Raw genomic sequence first — 18,754 nt, forward strand, 5'->3', positions numbered from 1 at the left:
CGTTATGCAAACCGAACGTATGACCATGGCCCAGGCGCTGGTCCGGTTCCTGAATCAACAGTACGTCAGCGTGGACGGCAACGAAACGCCCTTCGTGGAGGGCGTGGCGACCATCTTTGGGCACGGCAACGTGCTGGGTATCGGCCAGGCGCTGGAGCAGGATCCCGGTCATCTGAAAATCATGCAGGGGTGCAACGAGCAGGGCATCGCCCACATGGCTACGGGATTTGCCAAACAGCACCGTCGCCAGCGCATTTTTGCCGTCACCTCCTCGGTCGGGCCGGGCGCCGCCAATATGGTAACGGCGGCGGCCACCGCCACGGCGAACCGCATCCCGCTTTTGCTGCTGCCGGGCGATATCTACGCCAGCCGACAGCCGGACCCGGTGCTGCAGCAGATCGAGCAGTATCACAATCTCAGCATCAGCACCAACGACTGCTTCCGTCCGGTTTCCCGCTACTGGGACCGCATCAACCGCCCCGAGCAGCTGATGAGCGCCATGCTAAGCGCGATGCGAACGCTCACTGACCCCGCAGATACCGGGGCGGTGACCATCTGCCTGCCGCAGGACGTGCAGGGGGAAGCGTGGGATTACCCGCTGAGCTTCTTCGCGCGTCGCGTGCACCACATCGAGCGCCGTCCGCCCGATCCGCAGCGTCTGGCGCAGGCGCGGGCGCTGATCGCCCGCAAGCGTCGTCCGCTGGTGGTGTGCGGCGGCGGCGTGCGCTACTCCGGCGCGCATGAGGCGTTTCTCGAATTCGTCGAGACGCTGCGGCTGCCGTTTGCCGAAACCCAGGCCGGAAAGGGGGCGCTGGTAAGTGATCACCCACTTAACCTGGGTGGCGTAGGGGTGACGGGCGGAATGGCCGCCAACCAGCTTGCGCCACAGGCTGACTTAGTGATTGGCGTCGGCACGCGCCTGACCGACTTTACCACCGGCTCCAAGGCGCTCTTTTCCCACCCGGACGTCGAATTCCTGCTGCTGAACGTGGCCGAGTTTGACGCCCTGAAGCTGGACGCGACCGCGCTGGTAGCCGATGCCCTAGCCGGGCTCCAGGCCTTAACCCACGCGCTCGGTGATTACCGCAGCGGCTGGGGAGAGGCGATCGCCCAGGCGAAATCCGCGTGGCGCGACGAGTGCCGCCGCCTGTGGGATCGCCAGTGGCATCCGGACGACGCGCCTGAGGTGGCGGGACACCTGGACGCGCAGCTGGCTGAATACGGCGAGACGCTCAACACCCGCCTGACCCAGACGCGGGTGCTGGGGCTGATCAACCAGCATATTGAAGATAACGCCATCGTGGTGGGCGCGGCCGGTTCGCTGCCGGGCGATTTACAGCGCCTCTGGCAGGTCAAAACGCCGGACAGCTATCACCTGGAGTACGGCTACTCCTGCATGGGCTACGAGATTGCGGCGGCGATTGGCGCGAAGCTCGCCCGACCCGCGCTGCCGGTATACGCCATGGTGGGGGATGGCTCCTACATGATGCTGCACTCCGAGCTGCAAACCGCCGTGCAGGAGGGCATTAAGGTCACCGTTCTGCTGTTTGATAACGCCAGCTTCGGCTGCATTAATAACCTGCAGATGGGGCACGGGATGGGCAGCTTCGGCACGGAAAACCGCCATCGCAGCCCGGAAACCGGGCGGCTCGACGGGCCGCTGGTGAAGGTCGATTTTGCGCAAAACGCGGAAAGCTACGGCTGCCGCGCGTGGCGGGTGCACGATGAGCAAAGCCTGCTGGCGGCGCTTGAGGCGTCCCGCGCCCATCCGGGCCCGACGCTGCTGGACATCAAGGTGCTGCCGAAGACCATGACCCACGACTATGCCTCGTGGTGGCGAACCGGTGACGCGCAGGTGGCAGAGTCTTCTGCCGTGCGTAAGGCCGCAGCGCAGACGCAGGCGCAGGTGAAAAAAGCCCGTCAGTATTGAGTTTTTCCGCTTTAACGAAATTTTCATTTCATTTCCCCTCACCCTAACCCTCTCCCCAAAGGGGAGAGGGGATGGTTCGGTGCGGCCTTTTCTCCCTCGCCCCTTTGGGGAGAGGGCCGGGGTGAGGGGTTGGTAGCACGTCTTCGCATGTTGTGAGATTGATAACAAAAATTATCTCATTCATCTCAAAAGTGTTAACCCACACTCAAAAACATAATTTTCACTATTTATAAAAATGAAATAAATGTTTTATTTATAGGGTCGTTAGTTCACAGCATTCACCAACACCGGGAGCCGTTATGTTTAACATTGCTTTACTGGGCGCTGGCCGAATTGGCCAGGTACATGCAGCTAACATCGCCAGCCACGGCGCGACCACGCTCTGGTCCGTGGTTGACCCGAATCAAGAATTTGCCACCCGCCTCGCCACCCAATATCAGGCCCGCCAGCAGAGCCTCATTGATGCGATGACCGACCCTAACGTTCATGCCGTGCTGATCGCCTCCGCCACCGACACCCACGCGGACCTGATTGAAATGGCCGCCCGCCACGGCAAGGCCATCTTCTGCGAAAAGCCGGTCCACCTTGATCTCGCCCGCGTGCGCGACTGCCTGAAGGTGGTTAAAGAGTACGACGTGCCGCTGTTCATCGGCTTTAACCGCCGCTTTGACCCGCAGTTCCGCCGCGTGAAAACCGACGCCCAGGCCGGGCGCATCGGCAAGCCGGAATCGCTGCTGATTATCTCCCGCGACCCGTCTCCGCCGCCCGCCGAGTACGTGCGCGTCTCCGGCGGCATGTTCCGCGATATGACCATTCACGACTTCGACATGGCGCGCTTCATCATGGGCGAAGAGCCGGTGTCGGTGTATGCCCAGGGCAGCAACCTGGTGGATCCGGCGATTGGCGAGGCGGGGGATATCGATACCGCGTTTATCGTTCTGAAATATGCCTCCGGCGCGATGGCGACCATCGTCAACAGCCGCCGCTCATCTTACGGCTACGACCAGCGTCTGGAGCTGCACGGCTCCGAAGGGCTGCTGTGCGCGGGCAACATTCTTGAAAACCAGGTGCAGCACTACGGCAAACAGGGCTGCACCAGCGCGCTGCCGGAACACTTCTTCCTGCAGCGCTACAAATCCGCTTACGCCGCGGAATGGGAACACTTTGTTGCGGTCCTGCGCGGCGAAGCGGTGCCTGACTGCAGCGGCGATGATGGTGAACGTGCGCTGTACCTTGCGGATAAAGCGCTGGAGTCGCTGCGTAGCCAGCGCGAGATCGTCCTCTAAACACCACAACCCTACACAGAGAGACATAATAATGAAAAAACTGATCTTAGCCGCCCTCATCGCCATGAGGTCCGGGGCCGCCCTCGCCGAAAACGAGCAGATTGTTTTCAGTACGCCAAACCTGGCGATGCCGTTTGAGGTTCACATGCAGCGCACGGCGGTGAAAGCCGCGAAAGAGATGGGCGTGAAGCTTCAGGTGCTGGACGGGCAGGGCAGTTCGCCGAAGCAGGTGGCTGACCTGGAAAACGCCATCACCCGCGGGGCGCAGGGCTTTATCGTCTCCCCGAACGACGTGAACGCGGTCTCCAGCGCGGTGGATGAAATTCAGGATGCGAAGCTGCCGGTGGTCACCCTTGACCGCTCCGTCGACAGCCAGAAGAAAGTGCCGCACTTTGGCGCCAACAACTATAAAGGCGGCCAGGCGATTGGCGACTTCGTCAAAACCAAATTCCCCGACGGTGCGGAGATCATTCTGCTCACCGGCCAGCCGGGCTCCTCCTCCAATATTGAACGCACCAAAGGGATCCGCGACAGCCTGAAGGCGGGCGGGGATAAGTACAAGATCGTCGCCGATCAGACCGGCAACTGGATGCGTTCCGAAGGGATGCGCATCGTTGAAAGCGTGCTGCCTTCGCTGCCGAAACGCCCGCAGGTGATCCTCTCCGCCAACGACGATATGGCGCTGGGAGCGATTGAAGCCCTGCAGAGCCAGGGCGTGAAGCCGGGTGAAATACTCGTGACCGGCTTTGATGCGGTGCCGGAAGCGCTGGCCCGCGTGCGCGACGGCTGGCTGGCGGTAACGGCGGATCAGCGTCCGGGCTTTGCGGTGCAGACGGCGATGAGCCAGCTGGTGGCCAACGTGCGCGAGAAGAAAGCCATCACCGGGGCCGACTATCCGCCAACGCTTATCACCAAAGAGAACCTGCAGCAGGCTGAGCGTATCGGTGAGGCCGGTAACTGATATGTCCCGAGCCGCCTCCGGCGGCTCAACATGAGGAGGAGCAGACCGATGTCGCAACCCTTACTGAAAGTGACCGACCTGGCAAAAAGCTTTTCCGGCGTCTGGGCGCTGAGCAGCGCCCAGCTGACCGTCGGCGCGGGGGAGATCCACGCCCTGCTGGGGGAAAACGGAGCGGGAAAATCCACGCTGCTGAAGGCGCTCGCGGGCGCGCAGCCGCAAACGCGCGGGGATATCTGGTTCAACGGCGAAACGCTGCCGATGGACGACTCCCCGGTGGAACGGCAGAACAAGGGCATTATCACCATCTATCAGGAGTTCAACCTGCTGCCCAACATGACCGTCGCGGAAAACATGTTTCTCGGGCGCGAGCCGCGTAAACGTAACCTGATCGTCGACGAAAAGGCGGTAAACCAGGAGGCGCAGGTCATTCTCGATTACCTGCAGCTGAACGTTGCGCCGACCACGCCGGTCGCCCGTCTGAGCGTCGCCCAGCAGCAGATGGTGGAAATCGCCCGGGCGCTGACCCTCAACGCCAGGCTAATCATCATGGACGAACCTTCCGCCGCGCTGAGCGACAGCGAGGTGGAAAGCCTGCACCGCGTGGTGCGCGAGCTTAAAAACCGCGGCGTGAGCATTATTTACGTTACCCACCGCCTGCACGAGGTTTTCCAGCTCTGCGATCGCTTCACCGTGTTCCAGGACGGCCGCTTTACCGGCACCGGCGCGGTGGCGGAGACCAACGTAGAGCAGCTGATCCGCCTGATGGTCGGGCGCGACGTGGCCTTTAACCGCCGCCCCGCCAGCGAAACCCATCATGAAGACAAACCCGTCCGCCTGTCGGTGAAAGGGCTGAGCCGCGAAAAGCCGCCGCTGGATCCGCACGGCATCGCCCTGCACGACATCAGCTTCCACGTCCACGCCGGGGAGGTCTTAGGCATTGCCGGGCTGGTGGGCGCGGGACGCACCGAGGTGGCCCGCTGCCTGTTTGGCGCAGACGCGTTTACCTCCGGCAGCTTTGAGCTGGACGGCGTGCCGTACCAGCCGCGCGACCCGCTGTATGCCCTCGACCAGGGCGTGGCGCTGGTGCCGGAAGATCGCAAAAAAGAGGGGGCGGTGTTGGGGCTGTCGATTCGCGACAACCTGTCGCTCTCGTGCCTCTCCTCGCTGCTGCAGTGGCGCTGGTTTGTGAATACCCGCAAAGAGGACGACCTGATTGAGTCCTACCGGCAGGCGCTGCAGATCAAAATGGTCAACAGCGCGCAGGAGGTGCGCAAGCTCTCCGGCGGTAACCAGCAAAAGGTGATCCTCGCGCGCTGCATGGCGCTCAACCCGCGGGTGCTGATCGTCGATGAGCCGACGCGCGGTATCGACGTGGGGACCAAATCGGAAGTGCACCAGGTGCTGTTTGACATGGCGAAAAAGGGCGTGGCGGTGATCGTGATCTCCTCCGATCTGCCTGAAGTGATGGCGGTGTCTGACCGGATCATCACCCTCAGCGAAGGCCGGGTCACCGGCGAGATCCACGGTGACGACGCTAACGAAGAACGGCTGATGACGATGATGGCCATCAACCACAACGCCCTGAACGCGGCATAACGGAGTTTCTCATGACGCAGATGATTTCTAAAACGCAGGCCCCGGTCAAACGCGCCGGACGCATCGATCCCATCGCCTTCTTCGAGCGCTTCGGGGTGCTGATTTTCATGATCCTGCTGCTGATCTTCTTCCAGTCGCAGAACAGCAATTTTTTCTCTGAGCGCAATATTTTCAACATCCTGACCGAGGTATCCATCTACGGGATCATGGCCGTGGGGATGACCTTCGTCATTCTCACCGCCGGGATCGACCTCTCCGTAGGCTCCATTCTGGCGGTGTGCGCTATGACCGCGGCGTACGTGATCAAAGGCGACAACTTTACCACCGTCGACCCGAACGCCTGGGGCGGCATGAGCTGGCTGATCGGGCTGGGGATTTGTCTGGCCATGGGCACGGCGATTGGCTTCCTGCACGGCCTGGGCGTCACCCGCCTGCGCCTGCCGCCGTTCATCGTCACCCTCGGGGGGATGACCATCTGGCGCGGCCTGACGCTGGTGATTAACGACGGCGCGCCGATCGCCGGTTTTGATCCCGGCTACCGCTGGTGGGGGCGCGGCGAGCTGCTCGGCATATCTATTCCTATCTGGATCTTCGCCATCGTCGCCGTCGGCGGCTATCTGGCGCTGCATAAAACCCGCTGGGGTCGCTTCGTCTACGCCATCGGCGGCAACCCGGAGGCGGCGCGCCTGGCGGGGGTTAACGTGAAGCGCGTGCTGGTCAGCGTCTACGTGCTGATCGGCTGTCTGGCGGGGCTGGCGGGCTTCATTCTGAGCGCGCGTCTGGGGAGCGCCGAGGCGGTCGCCGGGATCTCCTTTGAGCTGCGCGTTATCGCCTCGGTGGTGATCGGCGGTACCTCGTTGATGGGCGGCTACGGGCGCATCGGCGGCACCATTATCGGCTCCATCATCATGGGCATTTTGATTAACGGCCTGGTGCTGATGAACGTCTCGGCCTACTACCAGCAGATTATCACCGGGTTAATTATCGTTCTGGCGGTGGCATTCGATACCTATGCCAAGAGCCGTCGCGGCGCACTGTGAGGATAGCGATGAAAGAGGTTCGTATTGGATTGATTGGCACCGGGTATATCGGCAAGGCGCACGCTATCGCCTATGCCCAGGCCCCGACGGTGTTCAACCTGCGCGGCAGGCTGGTGCGGGAGATGGTGGCGGAAGTCACGCCGGAGCTGGCGGCAGAGCGCGCGCGGGCGTTTGGTTTTAACCGTTCAACGGGAGACTGGCGGGCGCTGGTGGCCGACCCGGCCATTGACGTGGTGGATATTTGCTCGCCCAACCACCTGCATAAGGAGATGGCGCTGGAGGCGATCCGCCACGGCAAGCACGTCTACTCGGAGAAGCCGCTGGCGCTCAACGCCCACGACGCGCGCGAGATGGTCGACGCCGCGAAGCGGGCCGGGGTGAAAACGCTGGTGGGGTTCAACTACATGAAGAACCCGACGGCGCAGCTGGCGAAGGAGATTATCGCCCGCGGCGAGATTGGCGAGGTGATCCACTTCTACGGCACCCACAACGAAGACTATATGGCCGACCCGCTGTCGCCCATTCACTGGCACTGCTTTAAAGAGACTGCCGGGCTGGGGGCGCTGGGCGACCTGGCGGCGCATATCGTCAATATGGCCCAGTACCTGGTGGGGGATATCGAGCAGGTCTGCGGCGACCTGAAGATTGTGGTCCCGGCGCGCCCGGCAAAGGCCGGATCGTCAGAGATGATTGCGGTGGAAAACGAGGATCAGGCCCACGCGATGGTGCGTTTTGCCGGTGGGGCGCAGGGGGTGATTGAAACCTCCCGCGTCGCCTGCGGCCGCAAGATGGGGCTGTCGTACGTTATCACCGGAACGAAGGGCGCCATCAGCTTCACCCAGGAGCGCATGGCGGAGCTGAAGCTCTATCTGCATGACGATCCGGTGAACCGTCAGGGGTTCCGCACGCTGTTGGTCGGCCCGGCGCACCCGGACTACGCCGCGTTCTGCATGGGCGCGGGACACGGGATTGGCTTTAACGATCAAAAAACGGTGGAGGTGCGCGACCTGGTGGACGGGATTGCCGCCGACGCGCCGATGTGGCCGGACTTCGAAGAGGGCTGGAAGGTGTCGCGTGTGCTGGACGCGATTGCACTCTCGCACCGGGAAGGCCGCTGGCTGAACGTGAACGACATTGTCTGATGAGGTATCAACGTGGAAAAGCAGTTTGATGTGATATGCATGGGCCGCGTGGCGGTAGACCTCTACAGTCAGCAGATTGGTGCCCGTCTGGAAGATGCGTCGAGCTTCGCCAAATATCTCGGCGGGTCATCGGGCAACGTGGCGTACGGCACCGCGCGTCAGGGCCTGCGCTCGTCGATGCTGGCGCGCGTTGGCGATGAACATATGGGCCGCTTCCTGCGCGAAGAGCTCAGCCAGGTAGGCTGCGATACCAGCCATCTTATTACCGATAAAGAGCGCCTCACGGCGCTGGTGCTACTCGGCATTAAAGACCGGGACACCTTTCCTCTGATTTTTTATCGCGATAACTGCGCGGATATGGCGATTACCGCCAGCGATGTGGACGAAAGCTACATTGCCTCCGCACGTTGTCTTGCCATCACCGGGACCCACCTTTCTCATCCGCAGACCCGCGAGGCGGTGCTGACGGCGCTGGGCTATGCCCGCCGTCACGGCGTGCGCACGGTGCTGGACATCGACTACCGTCCGGTGCTGTGGGGGCTCACTTCCTTAGGCGACGGCGAAACGCGATTTATCGCCGCCGACCAGGTCACCCGCGAGCTGCAGGAAGTGCTGCACCTCTTCGACGTCATTGTCGGCACCGAAGAGGAGTTCCACATTGCGGGCGGCAGCACGGATACCCTGCAGGCGCTGGGGCAGGTGCGCGCCGTCAGTGAAGCAGCGCTGGTCTGCAAGCGCGGCGCGCTCGGCTGCTCGGTCTATACCGACGCCATTCCGCCCCGGCTGGACGACGGCCTGACGGTCACCGGCGTGCGCGTGGAGGTGCTGAACGTCCTCGGCGCGGGGGACGCGTTTATGTCCGGCCTGCTGCGCGGCTACCTGAACGACGAGGGCTGGGAGCAGGCGTGCCGCTACGCCAACGCCTGCGGCGCGCTGGTGGTTTCGCGCCACGGCTGCGCCCCGGCGATGCCGAGCAAAATCGAGCTGGATGACTATCTCTCCCGCGCTGCGGTTGTGCCGCGCCCGGATCTTGACCCGCGTCTTAACCATCTGCACCGGGTCACCACCCGCCGCCGCGAGTGGCCGGAGCTGTGCGTGATGGCCTTCGACCACCGCAGCCAGCTGGAGGATATGGCGATGCAGTGCGGCGCGTCGCTTAAGCGCATTCCGGCGCTGAAGCAGCTGATCCTGCAGGCCAGCCGCGAGGCGGCGAGCCGCGCCGGGCTGGAGGGTAAAGCCGGTCTGCTGTGCGACGGCACCTTTGGTCAGGACGCGCTGAACGCGATCACCGGGGAAGGGTGGTGGATTGGTCGCCCCATTGAGCTGCCGGGCTCCCGGCCGCTGGAGATGGAGCACGGCAACATCGGCACCCAGCTTATCAGCTGGCCGCAGGAGCACGTGGTGAAGTGCCTGGTCTTTTTCCACCCGGAAGACGCCCACGGCCTGCGCCTGGAGCAGGAGCAGAAAATCGCCGAGGTGTACCACGCCTGCTGCCGGTCCGGGCACGAGCTGCTGCTGGAGGTGATCCTGCCCGCCAGCATGCCGCGCAGCGACGAGCTCTACCTGCGCGCCATCTCCCGCTTCTACAACCTCGGCATTTACCCGGACTGGTGGAAGCTGCCGCCGCTTTCCGCCGACGGCTGGACGGCGCTTGGCGAAATTATCGAACGCCGGGACCCGCACTGCCGCGGGGTGGTGATTCTCGGTCTGGACGCTCCGGCGGAACAGCTGCGCGCTGGCTTCAAGGCCGCAGCGGGGCAGCCGCTGGTTAAAGGCTTCGCCGTGGGGCGCACGCTGTTTGGCGACGCCTCCCGCGCGTGGCTGAAGCACGATATTGACGATGCGCAGCTGGTGGCGCGCATCCGGGACAACTACCTGCAGCTTATCGCCTGGTGGCGCGAGCGCGGACACGCATAATGGAGATGACAATGAGTGTACAACTGGGCATTAACCCGCTGACGTGGACGAACGACGATCTGCCTTCCCTCGGCGCGGAGACGTCGCTTGAGACCTGCCTGAGCGAAGGAAAAGAGGCCGGTTTTGCCGGCTTCGAGCTGGGCAATAAGTTCCCTCGCGAAGCGCGCCTGCTTGGCCCGATTTTGCAGCGCCACGACCTGCAGCTGGTCTCCGGCTGGTACTCCGGCCGCCTGCTGGAGCGCAGCGTGGAGGAGGAGATCGCCGCCGTGCAGCCGCACCTGACGCTGCTGCGCGAGCTGGGGGCGAAGGTGCTGGTCTTTGCGGAAGTGAGCGGCTGCATTCACGGCGAGCAGCAGACCCCGGTGCATCTGCGTCCGCGCTTCCCGCAGGAACGCTGGAAGGAGTACGGAGAGAAGCTCACCGAATTTGCCCGCTATACGCAGCAACAGGGCGTGCAGATTGCCTACCATCACCATATGGGCACGGTGATTGAGTCCGCCGACGACGTGGACAACCTGATGACCCACACCGGGGAGGCGGTCGGACTGCTGCTGGACACCGGCCATCTGACCTTTGCCGGGGCCGATCCGCTGGCGGTGGCGCAGCGCTGGGCGTCGCGCATCAACCACGTTCACTGCAAAGACGTGCGCGCCGACGTGCTGGCGGACGTAAAGAACCGCAAAACCAGCTTCCTCGATGCAGTGCTGAGCGGCGTGTTTACCGTGCCGGGCGACGGCTGCGTGGATTACCCGCCGATTATGCGGCTGCTGAAGGTGCAGGACTATCGCGGCTGGCTGGTGGTGGAGGCCGAGCAGGATCCGGCCATTGCCCATCCGCTGACCTACGCCCGTCTGGGGTATAACAACCTGAGCCGCCTGGCGCGCGACGCCGGACTTATTTGAGGAGGTGACATGTCACGTCTGTTATCACGCTGGCAGCAGCCGAACGCGGAGGGGCGCACCCAGTCCGTCACGCCGGAACGCGCAGGGTGGGGGTACGTCGGGTTTGAGGCGTATGAGCTGCAGGAGGGGCAGACGCTGACGCTGCCCGCCGTCAGGGAAGAGCGCTGCCTGGTGCTGGTCGCCGGACGCGCCTCCATCAGTACCCCTTCCGCGCAGTTTAACGACATCGGCGAGCGGATGAGCCCCTTTGAACGCATCAAGCCGTGGGCGGTGTACGTCACCCCGCAGGAGACGGTGCAGGTGAAGGCGCTGACGGCGCTGGAGCTGGCGGTCTGCGCCGCGCCGGGCAAGGGCACGTATCCGACGCGGCTGATTGCCCCGCAGGACATCGACGCTGAAGCGCGCGGCAAGGGCCACAACCAGCGCTACGTGCACAACATTCTGCCGGAAGACAGGCCCGCCGACAGCCTGCTGGTGGTGGAGGTGTGGACCAACGAGGGCTGCACCAGCTCGTACCCGAGCCACAAGCACGATACGGATAACCCGCCGCAGGAGACCTATCTGGAGGAGACCTACTATCATCGCCTCAACCCGGAGCAGGGGTTCTGCATGCAGCGCGTCTACACCGACGACAGAACGCTGGACGAGTGTATGGCGGTCTACAACCGTGACGTGGTGATGGTGCCGAAGGGGTATCACCCGGTGGCGACGATGGCCGGGTATGACAGCTACTACCTCAACGTGATGGCGGGGCCGGTGCGTAAATGGATGTTCACCTGGGAAGAGGACCACGCGTGGATTAATCGGGATTATCCCGCAGATGGCGGTGGCTGAGGCTGTTTTTTGCCGGGTGGCGCTGCGCTTACCCGGCCTCTAATTCGCAAAATTTTACTTTGCTTCAACCGCCTGCTCAATCGTCCGGGCGATGGCCTCCGGCTGGCTTACCATCGACACGTGGCTCGCCGCCACCTCGGTGGTTTTCGCGTGGATCGCCTTCGCCATCGCACGTTCCAGATCGGGGTTGATCATCCGGTCATTCTTGCTGACCACAAACCAGCTCGGTTTATCATGCCACGCCGCGTGGATCACCTTTTCACCAAACGCATCGGCCTTAATCGGCCCCTGCGTGGCCGCAATAGCGTTTTGTTCCCCCGGCTTCACGTCCGGCGCGAAGTCCTTCCTGACGGCTTCCGTCGGCAGGTATAAATAGCCCTCCGCCGTTTTGGCGATGCCCGCGCTGCCCGGCGGCGGCGGGTAGCTTCCCGCCAGATCCGCCGTCGACTGGCCGGAATCCGGCGCGAATGCCGCCACATACACCAGCGATTTTACCCGCGCATCGTTGCCCGCCTCGCTAATGACGGTGCCGCCCCAGGAGTGGCCCACCAGCACCACGTCGCCGTGCGCCCGGGAGATGGCCCGTTTCGTGGCGGCAACATCATCCTTAAGCGAGGTGAGCGGGAGCTGGACGGCAATCACCTCGTCGTGCTGCTTTTGCAGCAGGGCGATCACCTTATTCCAGCTGCTGCCGTCGGCAAACGCGCCGTGCACCAGCACGACGCTGGTGTTATTTTCCGCGAAGGCGCTGGCGGAAAGCGCCAGCAGGCCCGCCGTCAGTACAGACAATGCTTTCATGTTCAGACTCCTTAAAAATGGTGGACCGCCGCGTGGGGCGGGACGGTGAATTCAATGGTTTTGTGGTCGAGCGGCTTGTGCGTCGGGTCGGCCAGGATGATCGTTACCTTGTGCTTGCCGGCGGGCAGCCCCACCAGGATCACCGGCTCGCTGCTGGCGTCAGCCCAGTGCCACGGCGCACCGTCCACCACCACGTGAATGTGTCCGATACGCGGGGTCACCTTGAGCGCCTCGGGGCCGAAGACCGGCTCGATGCGCAGGTTTTCGGCCCGGTACTGAATAAACACCGCGCCTTTGCTCAGCGGGCCCGGGAGCGGGGGATCGACGATCAGCCTGGCGGGCGGCTGCGGGTGTTCCAGCGGCGCAACGGCGGCAGGGCCGTTAACGTCGGCGGCGCTGAGGCCGCTCAGGGGGGCAGCGCAGACGGAAGTCGTCAGGGCGAGTATGGAAAGCAACAGATGCTGGCGAATCATTTCGGTATCTCCTCGTGGGTAATGTCACGAGAGACAGCAGACCATTTTTATGTATCGCGCCTGTTTGCTTATGCGGGGTTTTTGTATCGACGCGTAAGCCTGATGGGGCAGATACAGTGTGATACATTCTGCCCGGGCACAGCAGGCTGTTTGCTGGCATGGTATCTCCAGGCGCACCCATCGGGTGCACAAACTGACCGGAGAAAATATGATGAATAGTCAAAAAGTCGCTTTGATTTTCGGCGGCGCACGTGGAATTGGCGCGGCTATAGCGGTGCGGCTGGCGAAGGAAGGGTATCGCGTTGCCGTGACGTGGGTATCACGCCCGGACCGGGCTAATGCGCTTGTCTCATCCATTGCTGATGCGGGCGGGCAGGCGCTGGCGATTAATGCGGATAGCGCGGACGCTGCCGCTATTCAGGCTGCGGTTGATGCCACGATTAAACATTACGGCAGGCTGGATGTCGCCGTCGTGAACGCAGGCGTACTGCGGCTGGGAAGGCTTGAGGAATATTCGCTGGAAGATCTGGATGCCACGCTGTCGGTGAACGTGCGCGGCGTTTTTCTCTCCATTCAGGCGGCAGTAAAAGGGATGGCGGAAGGGGGCAGAGTGATCACCATTGGCAGCAACACCGCAGTGCGGACCGGGCATGCGGGAAGCAGCGTTTACGCAATGAGTAAAGCCGCGGTGGCTGCGATGGTGCAGAACCTGGCGCTGGATCTGGCGCCTAAGCGGATCACCATTAACAACATCCAGCCCGGCCCCATTGCCACGGATATGACGGCCGGAATGGCGGAGCAGATCGTGGCGCATATCCCTTTGCAGCGCATCGGGCAGCCGGACGAGATCGCATCGCTTGCCGCATGGCTTGCTGGCGAGGAGTCCGGATATATGACGGGCGCGAGCCTGACTATTGACGGTGGCTTTGTGCTCTAGTCGCTCAGGGCAGGGACGCCCTGCTGCGGTTGCGATCTCAACATACTCACCGCCAGCCCCGCGATAATCAGCGTCAGGCTCACCGAAAACCACAGCGTGCCCGTAATACCCAGTGTTTTATTCAGCCACGCAAAGGCAAACGGGGAAGCCGCGGCCATCATCTGGCCCGGGATGAGAAGCATGCCTGTCCGGCTGGCGTAACGCTCCGCGCTGAACAGCTCCAGCGGCAGGGTCGCTTTGACAATGGTTACCAGCCCGTTAATTGCGCCATAGCCCAGCACAAATCCGGCGGCACACCAGGCAAACAGGGGGCTGCTCAGACCGATGAGAAAACAAAGCGGCATGGCAAGGGCAGTAAAAAGCGTGAGTTTTAACGGGGTTAAGCGTGCACCCCCCAGCACCTCCATAAAGCGCGCGCCCGTCTGGCCGATCCCCCACAGCATGCCGACCGCGACCGGCAGGCCGAAACTGGCGATAAACTCGGGGAGGTGGGTAGAGGTCCCGTTTGAGACGAAGGTAATGAGCGCAATAAAGGTCGCATACAGCCAGCCGTTACGCCTGTCTCGTGGCGAGACCGGCGCGCTTGCTTTTGGCTTCACCATAAAGCGCTGACGCGGAAAGTGGCGAAGCAGCAGGGCGCTCAGTAATCCGAAGAGGGCGTAGATTTTCAGCGCGTCCTGCCATGCCATCACCTTGAGTAAAGCGTCACCCAGCGGCCAGAAGACGGCAGACGCCAGCCCGCCCATCAGCGTAATACGTGAGATCGTCCCGCGTGCCTGCTGGCCATAAAGATTGACCAGCGCGGCGAACAGCGCGTCATACAGCGACAGACGCATCCCGATGCCGCACAGTAGCCAGGCACCGTACCAGCCATACAGCGTCCGGGTATACGCCATACCGGCGCAGCTTGCGGCAATCAGCAGCGTTCCGCCCATCACCACTTTCTGTCCGCCAAAGCGTGCCAGCAGGCGGGCGACGAAAGGGGAGACCGCGGCCATCACCAGCATCGCCAGCGTCAGGCCGAGGTAAATCTGCGGCGCTGACCACCCCCGGTCGGCTGAAATCGCCCGCGCAAAGGTGCCGGGCAGGTAAAACGAGATCCCCCAGTTGATAAGCTGATTACATCCGGCAGTGAGGGCAAGGCGACGAGGCAGGGCAGGTGTTTCCATTGTTTTTCATTCCGTTATGCAGTTGTCCTGAGCATAGCGAGCGCGGTATTGTGCTGGCAGGCCTGCAACCTTATGCGCTGTATAAGAGAAACTTTGAATGACGACGCTTAACCTTGGCTATCTCGCGACGTTCCGTCTGGTGATCCAGCGCGGCAGCTTTTCCGCGGCGGCGGATCTGCTGGGCATTTCCCAGCCCGCGGTTAGCCTGCAAATACGCCAGCTGGAGCAGTTTCTGCAAACGCGGCTGGTGGAGCGTACCGGGCGGGGCATTAAGGCCACGGCGGCCGGAGAGTCACTGCTGGTGCACGGAGAGCGCATTCAGCAGGTCGTGGACGAAACCCTCCGGTCCGTGAGCGCGTTCAGCCACGATGTCAGCGGGACCATTACCCTTGGCACGGGGGCGACGGCCTGCATCCATCTTCTGCCGCCCCTGCTGGCGCAGCTGCGCCGCGACTATCCGCTCCTGCGGGTGGGCGTAACGACGGGCAACACCCTCGATATCGTCAGGGCTATCGAAGAGAACCGTCTCGATATGGGGCTGGTGACGCTGCCGGTCAGCGGCAGAGCGCTGGACGTTATGCCGGTGATGGACGAGGAGTTTGTTTTTATCGCCTCGCGGGAGCAGCAGGACGCTTTCAGGGAGTTAACCCCGGAGGCGCTTCATGCTCAGCCGCTGATCGCCTTTGAGTCTGGCAGCGGAACACGGGCGCTGATTGATGGCTGGTTTGCGGCCAATGGGTTAGCGATCGCGCCGGTGATGCAGCTTGGCAGCATTGAGGCGATCAAGCGTATGGTTCGCGTGGGGCTCGGCTACAGTATCGTTCCGCGAATGGCGGTTGAGCATGACGCTGACCGTGAAGGGCTCTGCGTCATGTCGCTCACGCCCATGCTGCAGCGGCAGCTGGCCATCGTGATGCGGCAGGACAAGATCCTCAGCAAAGGGATCGCGGGGATTATTCGGCTGGTGCAAAACCCTCCGCAGGGCTAGCGGTCAGCGGCGTCGACGTTAAGGCTGGACTGCTGTGACTGGACTTTGTCCTGGTGGTGATACCAGGCGCCGATGGAAGAGTAAACGAAGCGGCCAAAGAAAAACAGAAAGCTAATGAGCAGTATGATGCGGGTCATTCGGGTGTTAAAACGGTGTCGTTTGCGCATACGCGTGGCCTGACTCACTCTCTTTTTTCCTGGGCATGCCCTTCTGGGCGACGGGGATATTAAGGCACAGCGGAAAGAGAGGGTCAATTCCGTCATGTGTAAATAACCGTCAATGCTTACATTAATTATTGTTATTGAAATTAATAATTGCATTTACCATATTGATAATATGAAGAAAATTATTTCAAAAAAACGCTGTGCAAGGCTTATTTGCGTAAAATAGTTTGATTTATGTCAACGGATTCCCGGCCCTGATATTTAAAATCCCTCCTCCATACCGTTCGCCCCGCACGTCGCCGGGCGGCGCCAGGTCAGGTTGGATGCCTGTCTTATTTTCCCTCTGGAGAAAAAGGGGTTTAACCGGGCATCTATGAATATTTTCGCTTTTCTGAAAAAGAATAAACACCGCTGGTGGTCTTTGCCGCTTATTTTACCGGTGGTTTTACTTCCCGTACTGAGCGTGGCGAATACGTTCACCCAGCTGGGCGACGGGATAGCGGCACTCTATTATTTACCGCTCTCGTTTTTGCTTTCGCTGATGATGTTTTTTGGCCTGGAAGCCCTTCCCGGGATCGTATTGTCGCTGTTTATCCGCTATTACCCGTCGGTCGGGATGTTTGAAACCGTCGCCGGCGTGCTCCATTTTATTGTCCCTATAGTGCTTAGCTGGGGCGGCTACCGGGTGTTTGCGCCCAGACGCAATATGACGGCGTACGGCGACGTACGGCTGATGGCGCAGCGCATCTTCTGGCAGGCCTTCTGCCCCGCGACGCTGTTTCTGCTGCTGTTCCAGTTTGCGGTGTATCTGGGCGTGTATGAGAGTCGCCAGAGCCTGGCAGGGCTTAACCCCCTCAATATTCGCACGCTGATTAACTATCAGGCCCTGCTGGTCAGCGGACTGACGGGCGTGCCGTTAAGTTATCTGCTGATCCGCCTGATTCGTCATCCGCGCTATCTTAAAAGCCTCATCTCGCAGATCCGTACCCAGATAGACAAAAAGGTGACGCTCGCGGAGTTTCTGATTTGGGCCATTGCGCTTGCCGGGCTGCTTTCGCTTCTGCTGCTGCCGATGAATGAAAACAGTTCGATTTTCACCACTAACTACACACTGTCGCTGCTGATGCCGGTGATGCTCTGGGGGGCGATGCGCTTTGGCTATAAGCTGATTTCGCTTATCTGGATCCCGATACTGCTGGTGTCTATTCACTATTTTTACCGCTATATCCCCGTGAACCAGGGGTACGACATTCAGCTGGCGATCACCTCTTCCAGCTATCTGGTCTTCTCCTTTGTGGTGATTTACATGTCGATGCTGGCGACCCGGCAGCGGGCGGTGAACAAGCGCTCCCGCAGGCTGGCGCTGCTCGACCCGGTTCTGCATATGCCTAACCTGCGGGCGCTCTCGCGCGATCTGGCGAAAAACCCCTGGTCGGCGCTCTGTTTACTCCGCGTTCCGGAGCTGGAAATCCTGGGCCGTAACTATGGCGTGTTACTGCGCATTCAGTACAAGCAGCAGCTGGCGCAGTGGGTAAACGGTACGCTCCAGCCCAATGAGCAGGTCTATCACCTGACGGGCTGTGACATGGCGGTTCGCCTTAACGCCGAATCGCACCAGCAGCGGATTGAAACCCTGGACGAGCACATCAAGCAGTTCCGCTTTGTCTGGGACGGCATGCCGCTGCAGCCGCAGGTGGGCGTGAGCTACTGCTATGTGCGTTCGCCGGTTAACCACCTCTATCTGGTGCTGGGTGAGCTGGGAGTGGTGGCCGATCTGTCGCTCTCCTCTAACCACCCGGAAAATCTCCAGCAGCGCGGTGCCGTGCATCTGCAGCGCAGCCTGAAGGATAAAGTCGCGGTGATGAGTCGCCTGCAGCGTGCGCTGGATAACAACGCATTCACGCTGCTCGTTCAGCCCGTACGCGGCCTGCGCGGCGATAGCTATCACGAGGTTTTGCTGCGGATGACGGACGCAAACGGACTGTTGATCTCCCCTGAACAATTCCTGCCGATAGCCCAGGAGTTCGGCCTCTCTTCGCGGGTGGATTTGTGGGTGCTGGAGCATACGCTGCGCTTCCTCGCCGCGCATCGTGAACGACTGCCCGGCCAGCGCTTTGCCATTAATCTGGCTCCTTCAACGGTGTGTCGGGTGCAGTTCCCGCTTGAGGTGAGTCGCCTGCTGGCGAAATATGCCATTGAGCCGTGGCAGCTGATCTTTGAAGTGACGGAGTGCAGCACCTTCAGCAACGCGGAGCAGGGGCTTCACATCCTTAGCCAGCTGCAGAAAATGGGGGTACGCATTGCGATTGATGACTTCGGTACCGGCTATGCGAGCTATGCGCGGCTGAAAAGCGTGGACGCAGACATCCTCAAGATTGACGGCAGCTTTATTCGCAATATCGTCAGCAACAGCCTGGATTACCAGATTGTGGCCTCTATTTGCCATCTGGCGCGCATGAAGAAGATGCTGGTGGTGGCGGAATATGTCGAGACCGAAGAGATACGTAGCGCGGTGCACGCGCTAGGCATCGATTATGTGCAGGGCTATCTGATTGGCAGACCGGCAGCGCTTGAGTCACTGCTGGAAGCAGAGGCGTCCACGGCGGACGCCTGAGCC

At 61.5% G+C, this 18,754-nt stretch carries 16 protein-coding genes; 12 read left to right on the forward strand and 4 right to left on the reverse strand.

From position 1 onward, the window contains the following. Nucleotides 1-4 precede the first annotated feature (4 nt). From iolD to iolB, 9 genes are all read left to right on the forward strand, one after another. Nucleotides 5-1,930: a 3D-(3,5/4)-trihydroxycyclohexane-1,2-dione acylhydrolase (decyclizing) gene (gene iolD / locus USG84_RS19425; protein WP_320738424.1), complete on the forward strand. Its 1,926-nt coding sequence runs from the start codon at nt 5-7 to the stop codon at nt 1,928-1,930. Nucleotides 1,931-2,229: 299 nt separating this feature from the next. Further along, on the forward strand, nt 2,230-3,216 hold the full coding sequence (gene iolG / locus USG84_RS19430; protein ID WP_320738425.1) for an inositol 2-dehydrogenase: 987 nt from the start codon (nt 2,230-2,232) through the stop codon (nt 3,214-3,216). Between the two features lie 31 nt (nt 3,217-3,247). Beyond that, a complete protein-coding gene (locus tag USG84_RS19435; protein ID WP_151414101.1) occupies nt 3,248-4,177 on the forward strand; it encodes a sugar ABC transporter substrate-binding protein in 930 nt (309 codons plus the stop codon). A 48-nt stretch (nt 4,178-4,225) separates the two neighbouring features. After that, nucleotides 4,226-5,773 (forward strand): sugar ABC transporter ATP-binding protein, encoded by a 1,548-nt coding sequence (locus USG84_RS19440; protein WP_151414100.1) that lies wholly within the window; start codon nt 4,226-4,228, stop codon nt 5,771-5,773. A gap of 11 nt (nt 5,774-5,784) precedes the next feature. Next, nucleotides 5,785-6,813, forward strand: coding sequence for an ABC transporter permease (locus USG84_RS19445; RefSeq protein ID WP_028014045.1), 1,029 nt, complete (start codon nt 5,785-5,787; stop codon nt 6,811-6,813). 8 nt (nt 6,814-6,821) lie between these two features. Further along, entirely contained in the window at nt 6,822-7,955 is a 1,134-nt protein-coding gene (locus USG84_RS19450) for a Gfo/Idh/MocA family protein (RefSeq protein WP_151414099.1), read from the forward strand. A gap of 12 nt (nt 7,956-7,967) precedes the next feature. Beyond that, entirely contained in the window at nt 7,968-9,872 is a 1,905-nt protein-coding gene (locus USG84_RS19455) for a bifunctional 5-dehydro-2-deoxygluconokinase/5-dehydro-2-deoxyphosphogluconate aldolase (RefSeq protein WP_320738426.1), read from the forward strand. Between the two features lie 11 nt (nt 9,873-9,883). Further along, nucleotides 9,884-10,774 (forward strand): myo-inosose-2 dehydratase, encoded by an 891-nt coding sequence (gene iolE / locus USG84_RS19460; protein WP_151414098.1) that lies wholly within the window; start codon nt 9,884-9,886, stop codon nt 10,772-10,774. Nucleotides 10,775-10,783: 9 nt separating this feature from the next. After that, nucleotides 10,784-11,608: a 5-deoxy-glucuronate isomerase gene (gene iolB / locus USG84_RS19465; protein WP_151414097.1), complete on the forward strand. Its 825-nt coding sequence runs from the start codon at nt 10,784-10,786 to the stop codon at nt 11,606-11,608. A gap of 54 nt (nt 11,609-11,662) precedes the next feature. Here the strand turns inward: iolB and USG84_RS19470 are convergent, their stop codons facing one another. Together USG84_RS19470 and USG84_RS19475 are read right to left on the reverse strand one after the other, a co-directional pair. Continuing rightward, nucleotides 11,663-12,406, reverse strand: coding sequence for an alpha/beta hydrolase (locus USG84_RS19470; RefSeq protein ID WP_320738427.1), 744 nt, complete (start codon nt 12,404-12,406; stop codon nt 11,663-11,665). Nucleotides 12,407-12,417: 11 nt separating this feature from the next. Further along, a complete protein-coding gene (locus tag USG84_RS19475; RefSeq protein ID WP_320738428.1) occupies nt 12,418-12,879 on the reverse strand; it encodes a DUF6130 family protein in 462 nt (153 codons plus the stop codon). Nucleotides 12,880-13,090: 211 nt separating this feature from the next. Between USG84_RS19475 and USG84_RS19480 the strand changes: the two genes are divergently transcribed. Continuing rightward, the gene (locus USG84_RS19480) at nt 13,091-13,816 is read left to right on the forward strand and encodes an SDR family oxidoreductase (RefSeq protein WP_080442047.1); all 726 of its coding nucleotides are present in this window, start codon (nt 13,091-13,093) and stop codon (nt 13,814-13,816) included. Here USG84_RS19480 and USG84_RS19485 read toward each other — a convergent pair. Further along, entirely contained in the window at nt 13,813-14,985 is a 1,173-nt protein-coding gene (locus USG84_RS19485; RefSeq protein WP_320738429.1) for an MFS transporter, read from the reverse strand. The genes USG84_RS19480 and USG84_RS19485 overlap by 4 nt on opposite strands. A 97-nt stretch (nt 14,986-15,082) precedes the next feature. Between USG84_RS19485 and USG84_RS19490 the strand changes: the two genes are divergently transcribed. Beyond that, nucleotides 15,083-15,973: a LysR family transcriptional regulator gene (locus USG84_RS19490; protein WP_151414096.1), complete on the forward strand. Its 891-nt coding sequence runs from the start codon at nt 15,083-15,085 to the stop codon at nt 15,971-15,973. On the opposite strand, the gene USG84_RS19495 is transcribed toward USG84_RS19490, so the two are convergent. Further along, nucleotides 15,970-16,140 carry a YfgG family protein gene (locus USG84_RS19495; RefSeq protein ID WP_071888235.1) on the reverse strand — a complete coding sequence of 57 codons (171 nt, stop codon included), beginning with the start codon at nt 16,138-16,140 and terminating at the stop codon, nt 15,970-15,972. The genes USG84_RS19490 and USG84_RS19495 overlap by 4 nt on opposite strands. Nucleotides 16,141-16,510: 370 nt before the next feature. Here USG84_RS19495 and USG84_RS19500 point away from each other — a divergent pair, with 370 nt between their 5' ends. Beyond that, nucleotides 16,511-18,751: an EAL domain-containing protein gene (locus USG84_RS19500; protein WP_061099633.1), complete on the forward strand. Its 2,241-nt coding sequence runs from the start codon at nt 16,511-16,513 to the stop codon at nt 18,749-18,751. Nucleotides 18,752-18,754 lie beyond the last annotated feature (3 nt).

The sequence above is a fragment of the Enterobacter sp. 168J2 genome, from assembly GCF_034107265.1.
Classification (GTDB): Bacteria; Pseudomonadota; Gammaproteobacteria; order Enterobacterales; family Enterobacteriaceae; genus Enterobacter; species Enterobacter nematophilus.

Bases quoted from the DNA above. Each gene is read 5' to 3' on its own strand.
- iolD (WP_320738424.1), top strand. From the start codon at position 5: ATGCAAACCGAACGTATGACCATGGCCCAGGCGCTGGTCCGGTTCCTG.
- iolG (WP_320738425.1), top strand. From the start codon at position 2,230: ATGTTTAACATTGCTTTACTGGGCGCTGGCCGAATTGGCCAGGTACAT.
- USG84_RS19435 (WP_151414101.1), top strand. From the start codon at position 3,248: ATGAAAAAACTGATCTTAGCCGCCCTCATCGCCATGAGGTCCGGGGCC.
- USG84_RS19440 (WP_151414100.1), top strand. From the start codon at position 4,226: ATGTCGCAACCCTTACTGAAAGTGACCGACCTGGCAAAAAGCTTTTCC.
- USG84_RS19445 (WP_028014045.1), top strand. From the start codon at position 5,785: ATGACGCAGATGATTTCTAAAACGCAGGCCCCGGTCAAACGCGCCGGA.
- USG84_RS19450 (WP_151414099.1), top strand. From the start codon at position 6,822: ATGAAAGAGGTTCGTATTGGATTGATTGGCACCGGGTATATCGGCAAG.
- iolE (WP_151414098.1), top strand. From the start codon at position 9,884: ATGAGTGTACAACTGGGCATTAACCCGCTGACGTGGACGAACGACGAT.
- iolB (WP_151414097.1), top strand. From the start codon at position 10,784: ATGTCACGTCTGTTATCACGCTGGCAGCAGCCGAACGCGGAGGGGCGC.
- USG84_RS19470 (WP_320738427.1), bottom strand. From the start codon at position 12,406: ATGAAAGCATTGTCTGTACTGACGGCGGGCCTGCTGGCGCTTTCCGCC.
- USG84_RS19475 (WP_320738428.1), bottom strand. From the start codon at position 12,879: ATGATTCGCCAGCATCTGTTGCTTTCCATACTCGCCCTGACGACTTCC.
- USG84_RS19480 (WP_080442047.1), top strand. From the start codon at position 13,091: ATGAATAGTCAAAAAGTCGCTTTGATTTTCGGCGGCGCACGTGGAATT.
- USG84_RS19485 (WP_320738429.1), bottom strand. From the start codon at position 14,985: ATGGAAACACCTGCCCTGCCTCGTCGCCTTGCCCTCACTGCCGGATGT.
- USG84_RS19490 (WP_151414096.1), top strand. From the start codon at position 15,083: ATGACGACGCTTAACCTTGGCTATCTCGCGACGTTCCGTCTGGTGATC.
- USG84_RS19495 (WP_071888235.1), bottom strand. From the start codon at position 16,140: ATGCGCAAACGACACCGTTTTAACACCCGAATGACCCGCATCATACTG.
- USG84_RS19500 (WP_061099633.1), top strand. From the start codon at position 16,511: ATGAATATTTTCGCTTTTCTGAAAAAGAATAAACACCGCTGGTGGTCT.